Below are 20,102 nucleotides of genomic sequence, written 5' to 3' on the forward strand. Positions count from 1 at the left end.
TCTTTTATTCGTGCATCACTCGCAAATACCTGAAGAGAAGGCGATGTTTTAATGCGCGCATAAAGCTGATCGAAACTCTCGCTCTTACCAGATTCGAATAAATTTCCATTTAGGTGACTAAATTCGGGAGATGTCTCGCCCCAAAAACGTGCCAGCAGTATTTTTTGTCGTTGAAGCTTTGAGGTCAACGCCGCTAATTGAAGCTCCGCCCGAATGACGGCAGCCTGCGCACGCATAACCTCGGCTTCAGGTGTCGCGCCTTGCCTGGCTCGTGTTTGTACGGCCTTGAACAGTGATCGCGACAGATTCAATGAGTTGTTAGCAAGGTCGATATTTGCCTGCGTTGACAAGCCTTCGATAAATACTTGGGTCAGTTGACCCAAGACATCCAATGTGGCCGCTTGCTGTTCCCAATGATTTTTATTGATTCGAGCATCTACTAGGGACATACGCGCCTTGCGCTTGCTCCCTAGTTCAATAACCGATGAGAGTTGTAGTGTGGTTTCTGCACCGTCAAACCCTTGGGTATCGCCGGATCCCGCAAAGTTTTCTACTTCGAGTTCGAGTTCTATTGCTGGACGCAAAGAGTGGGTTTGCTTTCGAGCTTCAAATATTTCAGTAGCGAGGGTGTACTGATATAGCTGCGGGTTCCGTTCTAGCGTCTGGGCAATGGCGTCTTTTAATGTAAGAGCGGGGTCAGTACTTGCATAGCTAGGAGACGCGGATATACCGGCGACCAAAACTATAGCTGACAGGCAAATCGCCCGACACCGATTAAGTGGGTTAATTCGCATAAAATGATCCTGATTAAGTCAATCTATTCCGCGTTAGCGGAGTGAATAGTTTGTTTAATTAAGATCGTAAGATAGGAGGGCGTAAGAGAGGACTAGGCACTTCAGAGGAGATGCGTTTACGATAATCAGGGACATTTGTTCGTGCTTTTTGAAACGTAAAACTCAACGTTTTAACTAAAATCACGGGACAACCATGTCCATGGCAAAGGCTGCAGTGACTGCAATCGTGCTCCTCTTCAAGCGGATCAATATTTGTTTCAGGCGGATCAATCTCGCCGAGCCCAATTAGAATATTATTAATTGAAAAATTATCAGAGCCTGACTGTGTTATCTGGTCTACATCCCCCATAGCGATACTTGACTGAAAAACCGTCAATACGAGCATCAAATATATTAGGGTGGGTTTTACCATCAGGACTGCCACTAGATTTCGATTAAAAAATACACAATAGGATGTCAAGAATTCACATTTAACTTGGGAACAATAAATATTTCTGTCTCGCGATTTAACACAAAGATGAAGTGTTCACTCTAACCAAGTTTTGTGCCGCTAACCAACCTGCCGCCATAAGCTTTTACTTGAATGGGTGCTAGTTCTATATTGCCTTTCATCAATAAATACAGGCTGTGTATCGCTGCAGGGTAAAAATGTTTTAGCCAATATTCGCGATCTTTCGATAATTGAAATTCCGAAATATTCGCAAATTGTATCGTTCGTTCCTTGCAATAGCGGAAATGCACCTCGATGGAGGAATCTATGTCTGTTGAAAAGTTTTGAAATCCTAACTTAGGTAGGTTTGAGTCCCAAAACCTTAGGGTCCAGTTATAGTCTGCGTCATTGAAATGCAGATCGGCAACATCGAGCCAATCCCCAGTATATGTGGCTGTGTTATTTAGGCGTATTTTATTGGCCTTGGCTTGTTCCTTTAAAGCATTGGTTATATCTTTGGCCGCTTGATCGAAATTGTTTGTTTTTTCCTGTACTACGGGGCTTAAATTGTCAAAAATAATGGCATTCACTGCCTTTTTTTGAGTTAAGTCCTCGATACCAATAGAAGTAATATTGTTTGGCCGATTGTTGCTAACGCAAGCGCAGAGCACGCCACTGATGAGCAATAGCATCAATGGCTTATTGGTGAGTAGTTGTCGGATTGTATTGACCATATCGCGTTTAATTCAGTCGCAAGATGCGAACCGCCCCCCACATAACCAGGCCTGCTATTAATAGGCCGATGACCAAATCTGGCATTTGAGACCCTGTCACCGCCACTAGAACTCCCGCTGTTATCACGCCCGCATTGGCCAACACGTCATTGGCAGAAAATATCCAGCTCGCTTTCATATGGGAGCCTTGGTTTCGCGATTTGAAGATCAACAAGAGACAGGTAATATTTGCTATCAAGGCCACGGCGCCAAAGCTCATCATGAGCACCGAGACCGGTTCACTTCCATATAAAAAGCGTCTGGCAACCTCCGATAGAACACCCAGAGCAAGTGCAATCTGCAGCCAACCCGAAAAGTGAGCCGCTTTGAGTTTAAACTTGGCCGCCTTGCCCACTGCATATAGCGACACGCCGTAGACCGCCGCATCGGCGAACATATCCAGTGAGTCGGCGATAAGCCCTGTCGATTGCGCCACAATGCCCACGCCGAGCTCAAGTACAAACATGAAGGCATTAATGGCCAGCAGCCACTTTAATGCCTGAGCCTCCCGCGTTTCATTGATTGTTGTGACTTCCAAGGCAGCCTGAACCGCATTGTGATCTACTGACTCGAATGAGACCAAGCTTGCCCCGAGGCCAACAGACTTCATGGCTTTTTCCACTTTATCCGCCATATTAGGGTGATATATATGCACCTTGCGTCCGGGCAAGTCGAATTCGAAGACGACGGTTGCTTCAAAGCTAGCAAAAGCCGTACGAATCAAGTTCTCTTCGGATGGGCAATCCATCTTAGGAACGTCAAATACGCTCAGGTGGCTCATTTCAGCCTGAGCATCACTTTCTGCTTGCGATTCAGGTTGCAATGACGTGTCTTGACTGGCATTGCAACCACAAGTCTTCGAGTCTTCAGTCATAGCTGGCTCTTGTTTATACAGTAATAGAAACTGTAAACTCTGTAGTAACTATAGAGTCAAGAGGCGGGTTGAAGAAAGATGAAAATTGGTGAGCTGGCAAAACGCAGTGGATGCTCGATCCAGACAATTCGCTACTACGAGAAAGAAGGCTTAATTTCGGCGCCTGAGCGTACCGAAGGAAACTTTCGTTTGTATAACAGTGTGGTATTAGAAAAACTGTCTTTCATCAAAAACTGCCGTGCGCTGGACCTGACCTTAAGCGAAATTAAACACCTGGTATCGTTACAAAACTCGCCGGAGACGCCGTGCGAGGCGGTAAATGAGATGATTGATACGCACCTGCTCGCTGTAGAGTCTCGTATCGAGGACTTACAAAAGCTTCATGGCAACCTCAAGCAGCTACGGCTTAAATGCGGCAACGCGAGATCGGTCGACCAGTGCGGGATATTGGGAGAGTTACTACCAAAACCCGAGCGCTCGCCAAGCGGTACAAGGAACGAGCGCTCGCCAAGCGGTACAAGGAAATAGGCATGACAGATGTAGATCACTACATCCGAGCGATAACACTCGGTTAAGTTACCGTGCGGCGATTGAACATTTTGAAAGTCATTGGGGTGGCTTTCTTCCTGCAACGGCCGACAGTGTGGCGAGGTATCTGGTGGATTATGCCAATACATTGTCCGTGAATACACTGCGTCAACGACTAGCCGGTTTGGCAGCTTGGCATCTTGATCAGGGCTTCCCTGATCCCACCAAAGCCCCTCATGTGAAAAAAGTCTTAAAGGGTATTGCCGAATTACACCCGGTCGTCCAAAAGCAAGCCAAACCGATTCAACTTGACCAGTTGTCGCTGTAAGCGACACGAGAACGATTTCAGGAACCGAGGTAACAACAGCTTTCAAAGCTTTCCACCACTCGGCTGTAAGATGGTGTGCCTCGTCCAAAACGACAACCTCTATGCCGCCTTGAGCAATCACAGCCAGTAGCGCCTTAGCATCAGGGGTAGCGCCTTAGCATCAGGGATAGATGACTGATCGTCAGTCTCAGGCGGTTCAGGCTCATCATCAGGTGGAACCTGTGCACCCTGCCTCACGGCTTTTACATGCACTGCCTGATAAGTCGCAGACGTCAACAGAGCAGGCCGGGATAGATCAGTACTTATCCAGTGAAGATCGAACGGTTCACCTTCCACCCCAAAATCCGTGAGGCGACGTATCCACTGATCCCTGATAATACGGGTGGGCGAAAGCACCAGTGTCGGGCGACGCAATTTCCGGAACACTTCCAGACCCAGGACGGTTTTACCGGCACCCGGGCGCTCACACCAGTTACGCCTGCATATGCAGCAGATCGGGCACCCGATTGTTGGCGATACACTCTACGCAGGAGAAGCCGCAAAAACTGAGCCTCGGCTGTGTCTGCATGCCAAGGAACTGGATTTTGATCACCCGACAACAGGTGAGCGGATGGAGTTTAAGCTTGAGCCGGGGTTTTAAGTTCAGACTCGTCAGTGTCTACCATGCGGGATGACACCCACGAATACCAGATTGCGCTAAGAGTAATCCAAACGGGACTCAGCAATATCTGAGCCACTCCCACATAATAGACGGCTACAGCTGCCATATCGTCTGGATAATCATCGCTCGCTACCAAATAAAAAACCAAATGGCAGCAAATAATCGACAGCAACAGCGCAAGTCCCCAAGGTTTAAGCCACTGTCGCCAGCGACGATACCGCCGCACATCTATCCATCTGAAATAGCACGCGACTCCTAGTAAGGCAGAAGGCAAAACAAGCACAGGGCTAGAAAGCAACGTAAAGAAAATGAATCCACCTGCTGCCTGAGGAAATATCCCCGAACAAGCGACGCACAATCCAAGAATAAGGACATTGATGCCCGCAGGCAGGAGCAAAAGCTCACACGGAGTCAGGTGACGGATTGCCACAATTTCTACCTGACTAGGCGGCTGACAAGAAGCAGATACAGGCCGAAGATAACAATCCCCAGACCACCTATCGTCGCCCCAATCCCGCCAAACAGGTCCGGCGCCTTCATCATGGTGCTCATCAGCGACTCCTGATAGTAAAAGAACCATTGATGGTCGTCCGGAAAGATCCAGACGTGAAGCCGATAAAAGACGGCTTCCGGGCCAGCAATCAAAAGCACAAGAGCAACCGCCCCCAGAAGTCCGCCGAGCAAGAGACCCTGTTGCTTCCATTGAATGGGGATACGACGCCGTATCAGCATAAAGGTACCGATTGCTGCGATTAACAGGCTGACCGCACCCGCCACTGACAGCACATCAATCAGGTTGGCAACGTCCTGCAGATGAACAATTTCGGGCTTTCTCAATAATGGTTTTGTGCGGCCACGACTGTCGGTAAATTCAAGCTCTGCTAACCCTCTGCCCTGGTTATGCACGGCATCAACGATACCGCCGAACAGTTCAAGATGCTGCTCCCGCGAAAGATCGTCAAAGCCACGAATATAGCGGTTTTTAGGGCCGTACTTGTCGATATGCCCGCGGATGTCCATCTGGTCGTACCAGAAGCTGTAACCGTAATCGGCCGGCTTATGCAGCATCCAGCCGGTCGCAAGCGCGGCAAGCAGTGCGGAAATAAGTACAACAAACCAGATTGCCTGCTTAACTACGGAGGCGTTCATCAGAGTCCTTTCCAGAAAGTTAATATCGCGTCAGCAATGGCCGGAGCAGTCTCTTCTTCCAGGTGAAAGTGGTGATGACCTGGCAATTGCAACGAGTCGACATTTTGCAGGTATCCCATTCGATGTTCAAAGAACTTCAGTGGCAGAAGGCCGCTTTCTGCCCGAATGCTCAACACCGGGCACTTTACGGCGCGCATCAGGTGCTCTACCTGGGTCTCGCTCAGACGCAGGTCAGAAGTCAGCTTTAATTGAGGATCGGTACGCCACTCGAAATGGGATTCGCACTTAGCCAGGTTGCGTTCTACCAATATCGTCAGTGCACTTTCGCTAAGCTCAGGGGTTGCTTTTTTTCTGGCAGCAACAGCGTCTGCTATCGATGAAAACTGGCGTGAGGGACGCAACTTATCGCGAGACAGCACACCGTCACGCAGTTGCGATGCGATCTGATTTTCGGGTGTCACTATGGGGCCAGGGGAGTCCAGAAGCACAACAGAACGAACAAATTCAGGAAATGCAGCGGCAAGGCACAGAGCCAGAGAGCCCCCAAGAGAATGAGCAACGAGGTCAACCGGTGACGCCATCGAAGCGGCAACCGCTTTAAGCTCATGCGTGTAACCCCAAACAGGGTAGCCCTGGCCTGCAGAGTGCCACGGCGATTTTCCATGGCCGGGCAAGTCAACCGCCGTGACAGGGGCGTCGCCCAACAGATCTGTAAGCCTGTCGGCCAATACAGAAAAGCTTGCTGCGTTATCCAGCCACCCATGAAGGCAGAGAACCTTGCTGTCGCCCTGCCCCCAGCTGAGGCCAGCCAGCAGATTTCCTTTTAGTTCAGCGGCCACCCAGCAGTTCTCTGATTGTGTGATGAATAAGATCAGCCGTCGGCTCTGGATTCTCAAGCGGAAACATGTGCGTCCCCTCGATCCAACGAAGTTTCATACCTATTGCTTTCATGTATGCGCCATTCACAGGTTTGAAATATTCACTGCTTCTCCCACCGATTACCGCAGCAGGCACCTTCAGCTTACCCTTAACCCGTGAGTGGATGTTGTGAGGAATGGTGCGCCAGATATTGGCTTCCAGTTGCGGGTCATAAGTCAGCCTAAGAACCCCATCCTCTTCCCGGGTACCGCTACGAATATAATCCTCGAGGCAGCGCGGATCAAAATTCTTCATCAGAGACTTACCGCTGAAATATTCCCGGGCATCATCGAAATCTGCCCATTCCGTTTTACGCTCTTCGATTCTGCGGATAGGAAACAACCTCTCGTTCAGGCGCGTTAGCTTGAGAAAACGCATGCCGTGCGCCTGCCAGGCAGGCATAACTGGAGAGTCGAGTATGATTAGCGCTTTGACGAGATCGGGCCGGCGCAAAGCAACCAGCAAGCTCAGGACACCGCCCAGCGAGTGACCAACCGCGATCACTGGCTGACTGAACTGAGTTTCAAAATGATGTATTAATTCCTGGACCAGGTGATTCCAGTTATCAGTCACCGGATACTTCGGGTTATGTGCTATCTGGTCAATAGCATCGACGCGATAATGTTCCGACAACCGGTCGGCGAGAACATTGTAGGTTCCGCCTGTGAATCCATTGGCGTGGGCAATATGTAGCGCTTGAGTCATAACGTGTCGCTGTAGAAATAAACAAACGCCAGACACTACCTTGCCGAATAGCGGACCTCAAGGTGAAAAAAGCCCTTTATTCAGTGATTTGATGCCTCTCCAAGCCGCCTGTCCAGAGCCGGATACCAGATCTGATCAACCGTCATACAGCCGGGCGCAAAAAGGTCACCACTGAGAACCCAGCCTTCTGCCGGCGACCATGGTTGATCCAGCGCCCTTCCATCAACAAGAAGGGAAGCTAGCCGACCGACAAGTGGCAGATGAGACACCACGATCACGTCGCGCGTTTCCTCTATAAGAAGGTCTGAGATGCCACCAGGATCTCCCGAGGGCGTTAGCTCAGCCCAGGTTTCCAGCTCAAAGGGCGTCGCAAGAGCCTGCGCGGTCTGCTGCGCCCTCAGATATGGACTGACGATAAGACGCGTATCTTCTGATAGAAGCGGCGCCAGCCAGACACCAGCGCATAGCGCCTCGTTCTCACCGGCTGGGGTAAGCGTTCGTTCTGAGTCCAGATCCATGCCTGGAACTGCCGTGCCATGTCGAAAGATGAAGAGCCGAGGCATACATGCATCCCTTGTGGTTGCAGGCAACCTCCAAGGGGTCGCCTTAAATTTTATGGCTGGGCAGTGCGAATTCTACATCCGACGCAAATGCGCCCGTCATAAGCCCTTTCGCCACATCCTTTGGGTCGGCATGATTAAACAGAATTTCATACGCACCCATTACCAAAGGCATATATATATCAAGTTCGAGGGCTTTTTCCCTGACATAGCGCAGGGTATTCACACCTTCAGCAACTTCTCCCAGCTCATCCACCGACTCTTCGAGCGACTGACCTGAGCCAATGGCGTAACCGACCCGATAGTTGCGACTCAAAGGCGACATACAGGTAACAACAAGATCGCCAACGCCAGCAAGACCCAGGAACGTCAGAGGGTTGGCCCCCATCGCTTCGGCAAAACGGCTCATCTCGGCCAGCGAGCGCGTAATGATCATGGACTTAGTGTTCTCACCCATTCCCAATGCAGCGATAAAGCCCGATACAATGGCGTATATGTTCTTCAATGCTCCGCCAAGCTCAACGCCGTACAGGTCATCTGAAGCATAAACCCGGAAGTAACTACAGCTCAAAGATTCCTGAAGATTCCTTCGTAAGTCGCTGTTTGTACTAGCAATAACGGTTGCAGCAAGCTCGCGCTTGGCAATTTCTTTAGCCAGGTTGGGGCCACTAATCACTGCTACAGGATTGTTCGGACACAGTTCCTCCAGCACCTGACTCATCAGCAGAAAACGATCCGGCTCAATACCCTTCGTGGTGCTGACCAGGGCCTGACCAGGCTTCAGATCATCAACAAACGACCCGACAACCTGTCGCACAAACTTACTCGGTACAGACACAAAGATGACGTCTGCGCCCTTCACGGCTTCCTGCAGGTCCGTTGTTGCTCTCAATGAAGGGTTTAACTTGGTATCGGGGAGATAATCGGGGTTTACATGTTCCTGATTGATTGACTCAGCAACTGACTCATTGCGCATCCACTGTAAAATTTCGACGCCATTGTCTGCGAGGATATTCGCAATAACAGTTCCAAAACTACCCCCTCCAATGACGGCAGCACGCTTAATAGACACAACATCCCCCTGGTGTGTACATGGTTCTATCTGATTAACTCAGCGGCCCGCTTCTAGCGTGTCCACTAATTCGCGAAAAGTTTCTTCGTTTTTATGATTCAGGCTCATCAGTACCTTGTGCGCCTCGATCACTTGCTCACGAGCGCATTCTTCATCCACAGCATCTGCAGCCCAGCGTTCAAAACGTCCATCGTCTTCAATTTCGCTATCAACGATATGAAATACCTGATCAAACCCCATACTTAGGAGAATTCGGGTAATACCACTATTAGGACTGCTTATCGTGGGAGTTATATCGAAGCGATCACGGCAAAGAATAGATATTTTAGCAAGTTGTCCAAGCGTCGTGCTGTCGATCCCTTCCGCGGCAGCAAGATCAATCATCACGTTGTGAAAATGACCTTGCGCCAGGAATTCATCAACATAACGCTCAAGGGTTGAGCACAGGTTCAACCTGACATCACCACTCAAGCGAATAACGTGTACGCCTTCTTCAAAGGCGACTTCAACCACACCTGATGTCATAAAACACCTCTGCATACTGTGGCTACGGCAATATCGTCCGGCACTTCTTCATGCCTGGCAACGCCTGCTATTGACCAGAAGGTGTCCAGCTTACCTTCCGACTCACTGGCCATCGCCAGCAACTTACTCTCTTTATCATTCAAGGACGCTTCATCAATTATTTCCAGTATTCCATCTGAAAACATCATGAGACGAAAGTCATCAGCCAACTCGACATCAATCGACTTGTATTCCGCCTCCCTGAACAAGCCAACCGGCATCCCCCGCCCCTCAAAGAACCTTGCCTCACCCTTACTGATCAGCACAGGCATAGGAAAGTGCCCTCCTACAGAGTACGAGAGAACACCCGTCGATAGCGTCAGCACTCCGTAAAACATCGTCAGATGTTTATCTAGTTCAGACGCCAGCAGCTCATTATTAATACGACCCAGAACCAGATCTGGTTTCAGAATGTCGTCACTGGAACCCCGCTGAAAGTTTCTTTTCAATCGGTAGGTAAGGTTCTTAAGAAGAACAGTGACAAACGCCGATGACGCTCCATGCCCTGACACGTCTGCGATGTAAAACGCCAGGCGGTCGTCGTCAACTTCCATAAAATCCAGAAAATCGCCACTGAGCATGAGAGATGGCTGAAGTTTGTGCTCACAGGAAACATCACCCATATTCAATGGTTCGGGGAGCATACGCAACTGGGCATGGCGTCCAGCCTGCTGATCAGCACGAAGCTCATCCAGACCGAGCTTCAGTTCTCGATTCGTTGCTTCAAGGTGCTCCCGATAAGCTTTGTTTTCGCGCTGCAAAGTCTGGTGACTCAGGGCTTTGCGCAATGAATGAACCAATACCTCCAGATCCAGGATTGGCTTCACCAGAAAATCCGCAGCTCCGAGGCGCAACGCACGCACAACATCATCCATTACCCCGGCACCAGAAACAACGATCACGGGCAGATCCGGGTGGTTTTCGCGTAGCTTTTCAAGAAGCTGAATACCATGCATGCCCGGCATTTTCAGGTCGCAGATAACGGCATCAGGAACGGAAACATCTATCAGGTCCAGGGCCTCCTGGCCACTGCCAGTAGACTGCATGTCGTAGTCGCAATCATCAAGGTAAGCAACCACACTGTCCCGAACAGTGGAATCATCATCAATGACCAGCACGGTCGCGGCCATCAGCCTCTCCCCAGCGTCGAATATCTGGCGAACGGTACCTCTAACTCATAAGCAGTGCAACGATTATGAAGCAATTGTCAGAAGCGCCGCGGGCTTAGCGGGCAATGGCATGAACTCTGCTAGATATCTGCTATTGATGTAAAAGTGGCCTTGAAACGTACCGCAGCCTACCGAAGGGGAACGCATGCAAACACTGTCTCGCACCTACGAAGAAAAACGTCGACACATGAGAATGCAGATCGACGCACCGGCTCAATTAATCACTGACGACGGAGAAACGCGGCAGGTTACGTGCATTGACCTCAGTAGTCATGGGATTCAGCTGGAAAGCCATACCGAACTGCAGGACGGCGACGTGGCCGATTTTGTGCTCGCGCCGGGAAGCGGTCCCGTTACACCCCTGCAGGCAAGAATACGTGTTTGCCGCGTTGAGGAGGTCGCACCGCAGGTATTCCGGGCCGGGGCTACCTTCGAATCACTCCAGTAGGTGCTACCCGAGGTAACCAGAACCACACAGAAACACCGGTTTCTGTTACCTCGCGACACTGGCGTGAATGGTATTTTGAAGACTATGCAATCGTGCAGGTAGGGTTCAGGTGCCCCGGCCTGGGCACCTGACAGGTATTACTTGAAACAGGTATTACTTGAAACAGGTATTACTTGAAATAGGCGTTTTCAGTCTGCGTGTGGTCGGTCACGTCACGAACACTCTGGATCTCAGGCACCTTAGCTACAAGCGTCGCCTCTACCCCATCTTTCAGCGTCATATCTACGGCACTGCACCCCTGACAACCACCGCCAAACTTCAGGATGGCCACACCTTCCTCAGTCAGCTCCACCAGACTCACTTCGCCACCATGCGAGGCGAGCCCAGGATTGATCTCGGTGTAGAGGATGTAGTTGATTCTCTCTTCTACCGGGCTGTCTTCAGTGACCTTCGGCATTTTGGCATTCGGTGCCTTGATCGTAAGCTGACCACCCATGCGGTCTTTAGCAAAGTCGATTTTTGACTCTTCGAGATAAGGGATACTCATTGCTTCGACATACACGTTGAGCTTATCCATCTGCTGCAGCTCATCGTTCGGATTAACCTCATCCGGGCGGCAGTATGCCAGGCAGGTTTCTGCGTAGCGTGTACCAGGCTGCGTAATAAAAATGCGGACCGACATGCCTTCGACCGTCTGTTTCTCCAGAAGGCCAGCCAGATACTCTTCTGCGTCCGGCGTAATCTCAACGTATGTAGTCATATGACTCCCTCGTAAACTTGCGCGCATTGTAACGTATATGGGGCCTCATACGAAATACCCAAGCAAAACACTCGGGTTTTGCCAGCAGAACGTCTTTTGCACCCGAAACAGGACAGGCCACGTCCACTCTGGTAATATTTGCCGCCATTTTTCGCCAGTCAACCAATAGTGTTATGAGTTCAAACAACGACATCCTGATTCAACAGCGCCAAGAACGGATTGCCACCCTAAAGAAGAACATGCAGGAGCGCATTCATATACTTGATGGCGGCATGGGTACTCTTATTCAGAGCCATCAGCTGGAAGAAGCAGATTACCGCGGTGAGCGGTTTGCCGATATCAGCCAGGACGTCAAAGGCAACAACGACCTGTTGGTTATCACCCAGCCTGAGATCATTGCCGGTATTCACCGCCAATACTACGAAGCCGGTGCAGATATTGTTGAAACAAACAGTTTCAACTCCACCCGCGTTTCTCAGGCCGACTACGACATGGAAGACCTGGTACCCGAGCTCAACCGCGCAGCAGCGGCAGTCGCTCGTCAGGTCGCTGACGAAGTGGAGGCCGAAACAGGCATTCCGCGTTATGTTGCCGGTGTTCTGGGCCCAACCAGCAAGACCTGCTCTATCTCGCCTGACGTAAACGATCCGGGTTATCGCGCCATCACCTTCGACCAGCTCGTCGAAGAATACATCGAGGCCACCGAAGGTCTGATGGACGGCGGCGCCGACATCATCCTGATCGAAACCGTATTTGACACGCTGAACGCAAAAGCGGCCGTGTTTGCGGTACAGGAAGTCTTCGAGCAGCGCGGCGAAGAGCTGCCAATCATGATTTCAGGCACCATTACCGACGCCTCCGGCCGTACCCTGTCGGGCCAGACGGCAGAAGCCTTCTACAACTCGCTGGCGCACGCCAAGCCACTGACCATCGGTCTGAACTGTGCTCTGGGTGCAGAAGAGCTGCGCCCGCACGTCGAAGAGCTGTCCAATAAATCGAACTGCTACGTATCCGCACACCCGAACGCGGGCCTGCCCAACGAATTCGGTGAATACGATCAGTCGCCGGAAGAAATGGCGGTCATCGTTGAAGAATTCGCAGCCAGCGGCTTCCTGAATATCATCGGTGGTTGCTGTGGTACTTCACCGGCGCACATCAAAGCCATTGCTGAAGCCGTGAAGAAGCATAAGCCGCGCACGATCCCTGAGATCAAACCAGCCTGCCGCCTGTCTGGCCTTGAGCCGTTTAACTTTGATGAAACCAGCCTGTTTGTTAACGTCGGCGAGCGCGCCAACGTCACAGGTTCTGCGAAGTTCAAGCGCCTGATCAAAGAAGAAAATTACGACGAAGCGCTGGAAATTGCCCGCCTTCAGGTTGAAAACGGTGCTCAGATCATCGATATCAACATGGACGAAGGCATGCTCGATTCTGAAGCGGCCATGGTTCGTTATCTGAATCTGATTGCCTCTGAGCCGGACATTGCCCGTGTTCCAGTCATGGTCGACTCATCGAAGTGGGAAATCATCGAAGCTGGCCTGAAGTGCATTCAGGGTAAAGCTGTCGTGAACTCCATCTCGCTTAAAGAAGGTGAAGAGGAATTCATCGAGAAAGCCAAACGCTGCAAGCGATATGGCGCCGCCGTTGTTGTCATGGCGTTCGATGAAACAGGCCAGGCCGACACCGAACAGCGCAAAAACGAAATCTGTGAGCGTTCTTACCGCGTTCTCGTCGACAAAGTGGGCTTCGCGCCAGAAGATATTATCTTCGACCCGAACATTTTCGCTGTGGCCACCGGCATCGAAGAGCACAACAATTACGCTGTGGACTTTATTAACAGCTGTAAGTACATCACCGAAAACCTGCCACACGCCAAAATCTCTGGCGGCGTGAGTAACGTTTCCTTCTCGTTCCGTGGGAATGAGCCGGTACGTGAAGCCATCCACTCGGTATTCCTGTACTACGCCATCAAGAACGGTCTGAGCATGGGTATCGTCAACGCTGGTCAGCTGGCGGTGTACGACGACTTACCGGCAGAACTTAAGGACCGCGTCGAAGACGTCATTCTTAATAAGCGCGAAGACGGTACTGACCGCCTTCTCGAAATTGCTGAAAAGTACCGCGGCGATGGTTCTGCTCAGGAGAAAGAAACCGAAGAGTGGCGTTCACTGCCAGTGGCTGAGCGCCTGACCCATGCCCTAGTAAAAGGCATCAACTCGTTCGTCGAAGAAGATACCGAAGAAGCCCGTCAGATGTTCGATCGCCCGATTGAAGTGATCGAAGGTCCTCTGATGGACGGCATGAATGTGGTCGGCGATCTGTTTGGCTCAGGTAAAATGTTCCTGCCTCAGGTCGTAAAAAGCGCCCGCGTAATGAAACAGGCGGTTGCCTACCTGCTGCCGTACATCGAAGCAGAGAAAGACGGTAAGTCTGAGTCTCAGGGCAAGATCCTGATGGCCACTGTTAAGGGTGACGTACACGATATCGGTAAGAACATCGTGGGCGTGGTCCTGCAGTGTAATAACTTTGAGGTCGTTGACCTTGGCGTGATGGTCCCTGCCGACAAGATTCTGAAAGTCGCCAAAGAAGAAAACTGCGACATCATCGGCCTCTCTGGTCTGATCACTCCGTCACTCGACGAAATGGTCCACGTTGCACGTGAAATGCAACGTCTCGACTACCAGATCCCACTGATGATTGGTGGTGCGACAACGTCTAAGGCGCACACGGCCGTTAAGATCGAACCTCAGTTCCAGAACGACATTGCGGTCTACGTGCCCGACGCATCCCGCGCGGTAGGTGTCGCCCAGAAGCTCGTTTCTCCTGAAGCCAAGAAGTTGTTTATTGAAGAACGCCGCGAAGAGTACATCGCTGTGCGTGAGCGGAACGCAAACCGCAAGGCCAAGGCACTGCTTCCGTACGAAAAGGCCTGCGAAAACGCATTCACGGCTGACTGGGCGAACTATCAGGCACCGAAGCCAAATAAGCCTGGCCTGAGTGTGTACGAAAACTTCGATCTCGCCGAGCTGGTTGATTACATCGACTGGACGCCCTTCTTTATGTCGTGGGAGCTGGCCGGTAAATTCCCGCGCATTCTCGAAGACGAAGTGGTTGGTGAAGCCGCAACTAACCTGTTCAAAGACGCTCAGGCAATGCTGAAACGCATCGTCGATGAGAAGCTGTTCAATGCCCGTGGCGTTGTCGGTCTCTGGCCAGCCAACAAGCGCGGTAACGATGACATCGTCGTCTTCAACGAAGATGGCTCGGCGGAACTCGCTGTACTGCATCAACTTCGCCAGCAAACCGACAAGCCAACGGCACAGCCAAACTACTCACTTGCCGACTTCGTTGCTCCCGAAGGCACAACCGATGACTACATGGGCGGCTTTATTGTTACTGCAGGCATCGAGGCTGAAAAACTGGCCAACGATTACGATGCGAACCATGACGATTACAACAGCATCATGATGAAAGCCCTGGCCGACCGCCTGGCCGAGGCCTTTGCTGAGCGTATGCACGAAATCGTCCGCAAGGATCTCTGGGGCTACGCGCCTGACGAGGCTCTCGACAACGAAGCGCTCATCAAAGAAAAGTATCAGGGTATCCGCCCGGCACCAGGCTACCCGGCTTGTCCGGACCATACCGAGAAAGCGACCCTCTTCCGCCTGTTGGACGGAGAAGCGAATACCGGTGTGTCTCTGACTGAAAACTTTGCCATGACACCAGCAGCGTCTGTCAGTGGCTGGTACTTCTCCCACCCTGAGTCGAAGTACTTTGGCCTGGGTAAGATCGACAAAGATCAGGTCACGGACATCGCTGCCCGCAAGGATATGGATCTGGAGCAGATGGAGCGCTGGTTAGCGCCAAACCTGTCTTACGACCGCTAAGGAGTTCTGAGCTGATATGCAGTTCAGCCGTCTACTGCTGTCGAGGTTAAGCCGCGTCGAACTGACACGGCTTAACCGTATCCTCATCATTGGTATTCCAATTATTGGCAGTATGCTCTCTCAGAGCATCACCAACCTGATTGATGCTGCTATGGTCGGCCAGCTCAATGATATTGCTCTGGCTGGCGTCGGCATCGGCAGTTATGCGAACTTCCTCTGTGTATCCGTTATGATGGGGCTATCTGCCGCCGTGCAAGCCATCGTATCCCGGCACTACGGCGCTCAACGTCATCACAGAACCACTGAGCCTCTCTTCGCAGGCCTGTTTCTTACGCTTCTGATTGGTATTCCATCGACCATTCTATTTGTTGCTTTTGCGGAACAGTACATAGGGCTGTACACCGACGACGCAGCCGTTATTGCGGTTGCGTCTGAGTACTTTTCATGGCGCACCGCCGCCCTCACCTTCGTCGGCATGACCTTTGTATTCCGTGGGTTCTGGAGCGGAATTGGCGAAAGCGGCGTCTACCTTCGTATCGCTCTGATCATGCATCTGAGTAATATTGTATTCAGCTACTTTCTTATCTTCGGACTGACAGCTTTTTGTACCACCTACTGGAATGGTTTCGGCGCCGTAGGTTCTGGCATGGGGTCAGCGGCATCGCTCGTACTTGCCGCAGGACTCTTCTATTGGCGTACGTTTGCGCTGGACACCCGCTTCCGCCAGCTTTATCACTTAAGCCGCAAGACCATCCGCCAACTGGTGCGCCTGGCAATTCCAAACTCGGTTAGCCAGACACTGTTCGCTCTCGGCCTGAGTGTACTCTTCTGGATCATTGGTTTAATCGGCACCCAGGAGCAGGCGATTGGCCACATTCTAACGCAGCTGTCCCTGCTACTGATCATGCCTGCCGTAGGCCTCGGCATCGCTGGCGCAAGCCTTGTGGGCCATGCTCTTGGAGCAGAAGAAAAGGAAAATGCTCACCGCTGGGGCTGGGATGTCCTGAGAGTATCTGTCGTCATCATGGCCCTTCTCGGCCTGCCGATGTGGATAGCCCCACACGCGGTACTGACTATCTTTACGAACGATGCCGCACTCATTGAACTTGGCACATGGCCTTTACGTATTCTCGGCTTCGCCATCGCTTTTGAAGTCGCATCCATCATATTTAACCAGACACTTCTCGGCGCAGGCGCCAGCAAGCAGGTCCTCAAAATCAATCTGGTGATGCAGTGGGCGGTTTTCCTGCCGCTCGCCTGGGTTATCGGACCATACCTTGGACTTGGCCTGACAGGCATCTGGATTTTACAGGCTTGCCAGCGCATGGCTCTCGCGATCATTTACGGAACCATATGGAGCCGTAAGCACTGGGCGCACATCAAGGTTTAATGATCTAAATTTGTCTTGCTCAGGGAAAGATCACGTATTAGCGTATGCGGATAAGACGGACTCAGAGTTTACTTTATGCCTGTTCAGCTACCTGGAACACCGCCATCAGCCTATAAAGGTATTTCGCGGGTGATCGCACACCGTGGAGCAAGTGGTAGCGCACCGGAGAACACAGCGTCGGCCATGATCGAAGCCGTTCGTCAGGGCGCAGACTGGGCAGAAGTCGATGTCACTATCAGTGCTGACGGTCACGCCATCATTTTCCACGACCATAACCTCGTTCGATGCACCGATGGCAAAGGTCTGGTGATTCAGAAGACATTGGCAGAGCTGAAAGCGCTCGATGCCGGTAGCTGGTTCTCCCCCTTTTCATCCGACGAACGGATACTGACGCTTGAAGAGTTGCTCATTCTGGCGGACTCACTCAATCTCAGTCTTAACCTCGAAATAAAACCCACTATTGGCCGCGAAGCTGAAACCGTCTGGGCGATGCAGCAGGTTTTACGCAAGACCCCTTTTGGTCAGTCGATACTACTCTCGAGCTTTAACTACTTCGCTTTAAAGGAAGCGCAGTCGCTACTCTCTCATTACACCCGCGCTCTGAACGTCGAGGCGATTCCTGCTGACTGGCAGGACCGTATGGAATCGGTGGGCGCAACCGGCCTGCATTTTGATGCCGAATTTATTGATACCGACATGATCGGGGAAGTAGTCAGCGCAGGCACTCCACTCGCCTGCTTCACCGTTAATAGCCTTGAGTTAGCCCAGAAGCTTTACCGCGCTGGTGTGTCCTCCGTTTTCACCGATTACCCAGACAGACTCCTGCTTGATGCGAGACCTGTTTCCCGCCATTGAGCGCAACAAGAATAATCGGCAAAACCGATTAGTAATATTCGCATTTTCTGATTTTCAGATAAGCCGTTTCAGTTTAAAGTTCGCCCCTATTCCTATAATTCCAATTACTGCAACCGGATCACTATGTACGTATACGATCAGTACGATCAGCAATTGCTGAACGAGCGCGTCGCCCAGTTTAAGGGCCAGATGGAGCGCTATCTGGACGGTAAGATCTCTGAAGAAGAGTTTCTGCCGCTGCGACTTCAAAACGGCATTTATGTGCAACGCTATGCACCTATGCTGCGCGTGGCTGTGCCATATGGCGCACTTAATTCCGCTCAGGTGCGCAAGCTGGCTTATGTTGCCCGCACTTACGACAAAGGGTATGCGCATATCTCTACGCGTCAGAACGTCCAGTTTAACTGGCCAGAACTGGAGCAATGCCCTCAGATTCTCGCGGACCTCGCTGAAGTACAGATGCACGCTGTTCAGACCAGTGGTAACTGTATCCGTAACACCACGACTGACGAGTACGCCGGTGTGATCGCTGAAGAAATCGTTGATCCACGCCCTTACTGCGAGATCATTCGCCAGTGGTCAACCTTTCACCCTGAGTTTGCCTTCCTGCCGCGTAAGTTCAAGATCGCTGTAAACGCAGTACCTGGACAGGACCGCGCAGCCATCACGATGCATGACATCGGCATCAACATTGTTAAAAACGATGCGGGTGACATTGGCTACCGTGTTCTCGTTGGTGGTGGCCTTGGCCGCACCCCGATTCTGGGCGAAGAAATCTGTGCCTTCCTGCCAGAAGAAGACCTGCTGACCTACCTTGATGCCGTTATTCGCGTGTACAACCAGTTTGGTCGCCGCGACAACAAGTACAAAGCTCGCATTAAAATCCTGGTTAAGGCCCTTGGCGTTGACCGTATGCGCGAGCTGGTCGAGGAAGAGTTCAACCGTCTCAAAGATTGTGAAGGCAAGCTGACTCAGGCTGAACTGGAGCGCGTTAAGCAGCACTTCATCGACCCTGAGTACAAGACGCTCAGTGACAACCCGGCAGAGCTCACTGCAGCTAAGGAAGAGAACAAAGCCTTCTCACGCTGGATGGAGCGCAACGTGCGTCAGCACAAGAAAGCTGGCTACGCTGTCGTTACTCTGACCTTGAAGCAGATCGGTACGCCACCGGGTGATATCACCGCAGAGCAGCTCGATCAGGTTGCTGACCTGGCCGATGAGTACAGCTTCGGCGAACTCCGCTCTACCCACAACCAGAACCTGGTACTGGCTGACGTCGAACAAACCGAACTGTTCGGCTTGTGGCAGAAACTGAAATCATTAGGCATGGCGACACCAACGCTGGGTCTCCTGACTGACATGATCTGCTGCCCGGGCGGTGACTTCTGTGCGCTTGCAAACGCCAAGTCTATTCCAGTTGCAGAAGCTATCCAGGCACGTTTTGAAAATCTTGATTACCTGTGGGATCTGGGTGAAATCGACCTGAATATCTCAGGCTGCATGAACGCGTGTGGTCACCACCACGTTGGCAATATCGGCGTTCTGGGTGTCGACAAGAAAGGCGAAGAGTTCTACCAGGTATCACTCGGTGGCAACTCTGGCGGCAACGATGCAGATGGCTCTTCACTGGGCAAGATTCTTGGACCTTCGTTCGCACGTGAGGCCATGCCTGATGTGATTGCCAAAATTCTCGATTTCTATGTAGACCAGCGTACTGACGGTGAATCTTTCCTCGAAGTCTATCGCCGCGTTGGCCACACCCCATTTAAGGAGGCTGTCTATGGCAAACCTGATTAATACCCAGGGCCCGGTTCAGGACACGGAGCTTACAACTGTAACACTCGAACAGTGGCAGGAAGAGAAAGCTTCTTTCGCTGGTCAGTCACTTGAACTGACCGTTTCCAGCGACCAAACGGCAGATCTCTTTGGTGAAGATGCGGCGAATTTCGCACGCATCTCCATCGATTTCCCTAAGTTTGCCGATGGCCGTGGTTATTCTGCGGCCAGATTGCTGCGTGAAAAATACAAATATACCGGTGAGCTGCGTGCCGTCGGTGACGTACTGATTGATCAGGTATTTTTCATGAAGCGTTGCGGCTTCGATACGTACGCACTGCGTGAAGACCAGATCGTTGAAGACGCTATCGCCGCCTTCTCAACCTTCACCAACCCGTACCAGAATGACGTCCATGATCAGCGACCGCTGTTCAGACGCCGCCTGAGCTAAAACACGCTCTCTT

21 protein-coding genes are annotated in these 20,102 nt (G+C 51.5%); 9 read left to right on the forward strand and 12 right to left on the reverse strand.

What is annotated here, in order from left to right; all coding sequences use genetic code 11:
- The 3 genes from B3007_RS07985 to B3007_RS07995 form a co-directional block, all read right to left on the reverse strand.
- Positions 1-794 (reverse strand): TolC family protein (locus B3007_RS07985; protein WP_301392219.1); only part of this gene is annotated, 794 nt, incomplete at its 3' end.
- A 531-nt stretch (positions 795-1,325) separates the two neighbouring features.
- Positions 1,326-1,958: a hypothetical protein gene (locus tag B3007_RS07990; RefSeq protein WP_297532679.1), complete on the reverse strand. Its 633-nt coding sequence runs from the start codon at positions 1,956-1,958 to the stop codon at positions 1,326-1,328.
- A gap of 7 nt (positions 1,959-1,965) precedes the next feature.
- On the reverse strand, positions 1,966-2,871 hold the full coding sequence (locus tag B3007_RS07995) for a cation transporter (protein WP_018275126.1): 906 nt from the start codon (positions 2,869-2,871) through the stop codon (positions 1,966-1,968).
- A 78-nt stretch (positions 2,872-2,949) separates the two neighbouring features.
- Between B3007_RS07995 and cadR the strand changes: the two genes are divergently transcribed.
- The gene (cadR, locus tag B3007_RS08000; RefSeq protein ID WP_297532675.1) at positions 2,950-3,399 is read left to right on the forward strand and encodes a Cd(II)/Pb(II)-responsive transcriptional regulator; all 450 of its coding nucleotides are present in this window, start codon (positions 2,950-2,952) and stop codon (positions 3,397-3,399) included.
- A gap of 130 nt (positions 3,400-3,529) precedes the next feature.
- The gene (locus B3007_RS08005) at positions 3,530-3,727 is read left to right on the forward strand and encodes a hypothetical protein (RefSeq protein ID WP_297532673.1); all 198 of its coding nucleotides are present in this window, start codon (positions 3,530-3,532) and stop codon (positions 3,725-3,727) included.
- 117 nt (positions 3,728-3,844) lie between these two features.
- On the opposite strand, the gene B3007_RS08010 is transcribed toward B3007_RS08005, so the two are convergent.
- Positions 3,845-4,153, reverse strand: coding sequence for a hypothetical protein (locus tag B3007_RS08010; RefSeq protein ID WP_301378846.1), 309 nt, complete (start codon positions 4,151-4,153; stop codon positions 3,845-3,847).
- A gap of 58 nt (positions 4,154-4,211) precedes the next feature.
- On the opposite strand from B3007_RS08010, the gene B3007_RS08015 reads away from it, so the two are divergent.
- Positions 4,212-4,367 (forward strand): hypothetical protein, encoded by a 156-nt coding sequence (locus B3007_RS08015; protein WP_348655036.1) that lies wholly within the window; start codon positions 4,212-4,214, stop codon positions 4,365-4,367.
- A gap of 456 nt (positions 4,368-4,823) precedes the next feature.
- Here B3007_RS08015 and B3007_RS08020 read toward each other — a convergent pair whose 3' ends face one another.
- The 7 genes from B3007_RS08020 to B3007_RS08050 form a co-directional block, all read right to left on the reverse strand.
- Positions 4,824-5,537, reverse strand: a complete 714-nt coding sequence (locus B3007_RS08020; protein ID WP_068438848.1) for a DUF1461 domain-containing protein — start codon at positions 5,535-5,537, stop codon at positions 4,824-4,826.
- On the reverse strand, positions 5,537-6,376 hold the full coding sequence (locus tag B3007_RS08025) for an alpha/beta fold hydrolase (RefSeq protein WP_301378803.1): 840 nt from the start codon (positions 6,374-6,376) through the stop codon (positions 5,537-5,539). Before B3007_RS08025 ends, B3007_RS08020 begins: the two co-directional genes overlap by 1 nt.
- Complete coding sequence (locus B3007_RS08030; protein WP_297532667.1) at positions 6,366-7,160, reverse strand: alpha/beta fold hydrolase; 795 nt, start codon at positions 7,158-7,160, stop codon at positions 6,366-6,368. Before B3007_RS08030 ends, B3007_RS08025 begins: the two co-directional genes overlap by 11 nt.
- Before the next feature lie 80 nt (positions 7,161-7,240).
- On the reverse strand, positions 7,241-7,723 hold the full coding sequence (gene sixA, locus B3007_RS08035) for a phosphohistidine phosphatase SixA (RefSeq protein WP_297532665.1): 483 nt from the start codon (positions 7,721-7,723) through the stop codon (positions 7,241-7,243).
- Positions 7,724-7,766: 43 nt separating this feature from the next.
- A complete protein-coding gene (locus B3007_RS08040) occupies positions 7,767-8,792 on the reverse strand; it encodes an NAD(P)H-dependent glycerol-3-phosphate dehydrogenase (protein ID WP_297532664.1) in 1,026 nt (341 codons plus the stop codon).
- 39 nt (positions 8,793-8,831) lie between these two features.
- Positions 8,832-9,317 carry an STAS domain-containing protein gene (locus B3007_RS08045; RefSeq protein ID WP_297532662.1) on the reverse strand — a complete coding sequence of 162 codons (486 nt, stop codon included), beginning with the start codon at positions 9,315-9,317 and terminating at the stop codon, positions 8,832-8,834.
- On the reverse strand, positions 9,314-10,486 hold the full coding sequence (locus B3007_RS08050) for a SpoIIE family protein phosphatase (protein WP_301378805.1): 1,173 nt from the start codon (positions 10,484-10,486) through the stop codon (positions 9,314-9,316). The genes B3007_RS08045 and B3007_RS08050 overlap by 4 nt, the downstream gene beginning before the upstream one ends.
- A 184-nt stretch (positions 10,487-10,670) precedes the next feature.
- Between B3007_RS08050 and B3007_RS08055 the strand changes: the two genes are divergently transcribed.
- On the forward strand, positions 10,671-10,973 hold the full coding sequence (locus tag B3007_RS08055; protein ID WP_068439134.1) for a PilZ domain-containing protein: 303 nt from the start codon (positions 10,671-10,673) through the stop codon (positions 10,971-10,973).
- A 169-nt stretch (positions 10,974-11,142) separates the two neighbouring features.
- Here the strand turns inward: B3007_RS08055 and nfuA are convergent, their stop codons facing one another.
- On the reverse strand, positions 11,143-11,733 hold the full coding sequence (gene nfuA, locus B3007_RS08060) for a Fe-S biogenesis protein NfuA (protein WP_068439136.1): 591 nt from the start codon (positions 11,731-11,733) through the stop codon (positions 11,143-11,145).
- A 173-nt stretch (positions 11,734-11,906) separates the two neighbouring features.
- Here nfuA and metH point away from each other — a divergent pair, with 173 nt between their 5' ends.
- The 5 genes from metH to B3007_RS08085 all read left to right on the forward strand — a co-directional run bounded on the left by metH (position 11,907) and on the right by B3007_RS08085 (position 20,089).
- Complete coding sequence (gene metH / locus B3007_RS08065) at positions 11,907-15,617, forward strand: methionine synthase (RefSeq protein WP_068439138.1); 3,711 nt, start codon at positions 11,907-11,909, stop codon at positions 15,615-15,617.
- Between the two features lie 16 nt (positions 15,618-15,633).
- Entirely contained in the window at positions 15,634-17,007 is a 1,374-nt protein-coding gene (locus B3007_RS08070; protein ID WP_301378808.1) for an MATE family efflux transporter, read from the forward strand.
- 75 nt (positions 17,008-17,082) lie between these two features.
- Positions 17,083-17,862 carry a glycerophosphodiester phosphodiesterase family protein gene (locus B3007_RS08075; protein ID WP_076517798.1) on the forward strand — a complete coding sequence of 260 codons (780 nt, stop codon included), beginning with the start codon at positions 17,083-17,085 and terminating at the stop codon, positions 17,860-17,862.
- A gap of 123 nt (positions 17,863-17,985) precedes the next feature.
- A complete protein-coding gene (locus B3007_RS08080) occupies positions 17,986-19,659 on the forward strand; it encodes a nitrite/sulfite reductase (RefSeq protein ID WP_301378810.1) in 1,674 nt (557 codons plus the stop codon).
- A complete protein-coding gene (locus tag B3007_RS08085) occupies positions 19,643-20,089 on the forward strand; it encodes a DUF934 domain-containing protein (protein ID WP_068443537.1) in 447 nt (148 codons plus the stop codon). Before B3007_RS08080 ends, B3007_RS08085 begins: the two co-directional genes overlap by 17 nt.
- The last annotated feature ends 13 nt before the right edge of the window (positions 20,090-20,102 follow it).

Source organism: Thalassolituus sp. UBA675 (assembly GCF_002297765.1).
GTDB lineage: Bacteria > Pseudomonadota > Gammaproteobacteria > Pseudomonadales > Oceanobacteraceae > Thalassolituus.

Excerpts from the sequence above, each read along its gene's own strand:
- B3007_RS07990 (WP_297532679.1), bottom strand. The coding sequence starts at position 1,958 with ATGGTCAATACAATCCGACAACTACTCACCAATAAGCCATTGATGCTA.
- B3007_RS07995 (WP_018275126.1), bottom strand. The coding sequence starts at position 2,871 with ATGACTGAAGACTCGAAGACTTGTGGTTGCAATGCCAGTCAAGACACG.
- cadR (WP_297532675.1), top strand. The coding sequence starts at position 2,950 with ATGAAAATTGGTGAGCTGGCAAAACGCAGTGGATGCTCGATCCAGACA.
- B3007_RS08015 (WP_348655036.1), top strand. The coding sequence starts at position 4,212 with ATGCAGCAGATCGGGCACCCGATTGTTGGCGATACACTCTACGCAGGA.
- B3007_RS08020 (WP_068438848.1), bottom strand. The coding sequence starts at position 5,537 with ATGAACGCCTCCGTAGTTAAGCAGGCAATCTGGTTTGTTGTACTTATT.
- B3007_RS08030 (WP_297532667.1), bottom strand. The coding sequence starts at position 7,160 with ATGACTCAAGCGCTACATATTGCCCACGCCAATGGATTCACAGGCGGA.
- sixA (WP_297532665.1), bottom strand. The coding sequence starts at position 7,723 with ATGCCTCGGCTCTTCATCTTTCGACATGGCACGGCAGTTCCAGGCATG.
- B3007_RS08045 (WP_297532662.1), bottom strand. The coding sequence starts at position 9,317 with ATGACATCAGGTGTGGTTGAAGTCGCCTTTGAAGAAGGCGTACACGTT.
- B3007_RS08050 (WP_301378805.1), bottom strand. The coding sequence starts at position 10,486 with ATGGCCGCGACCGTGCTGGTCATTGATGATGATTCCACTGTTCGGGAC.
- B3007_RS08055 (WP_068439134.1), top strand. The coding sequence starts at position 10,671 with ATGCAAACACTGTCTCGCACCTACGAAGAAAAACGTCGACACATGAGA.
- nfuA (WP_068439136.1), bottom strand. The coding sequence starts at position 11,733 with ATGACTACATACGTTGAGATTACGCCGGACGCAGAAGAGTATCTGGCT.
- metH (WP_068439138.1), top strand. The coding sequence starts at position 11,907 with ATGAGTTCAAACAACGACATCCTGATTCAACAGCGCCAAGAACGGATT.
- B3007_RS08070 (WP_301378808.1), top strand. The coding sequence starts at position 15,634 with ATGCAGTTCAGCCGTCTACTGCTGTCGAGGTTAAGCCGCGTCGAACTG.
- B3007_RS08075 (WP_076517798.1), top strand. The coding sequence starts at position 17,083 with ATGCCTGTTCAGCTACCTGGAACACCGCCATCAGCCTATAAAGGTATT.
- B3007_RS08080 (WP_301378810.1), top strand. The coding sequence starts at position 17,986 with ATGTACGTATACGATCAGTACGATCAGCAATTGCTGAACGAGCGCGTC.
- B3007_RS08085 (WP_068443537.1), top strand. The coding sequence starts at position 19,643 with ATGGCAAACCTGATTAATACCCAGGGCCCGGTTCAGGACACGGAGCTT.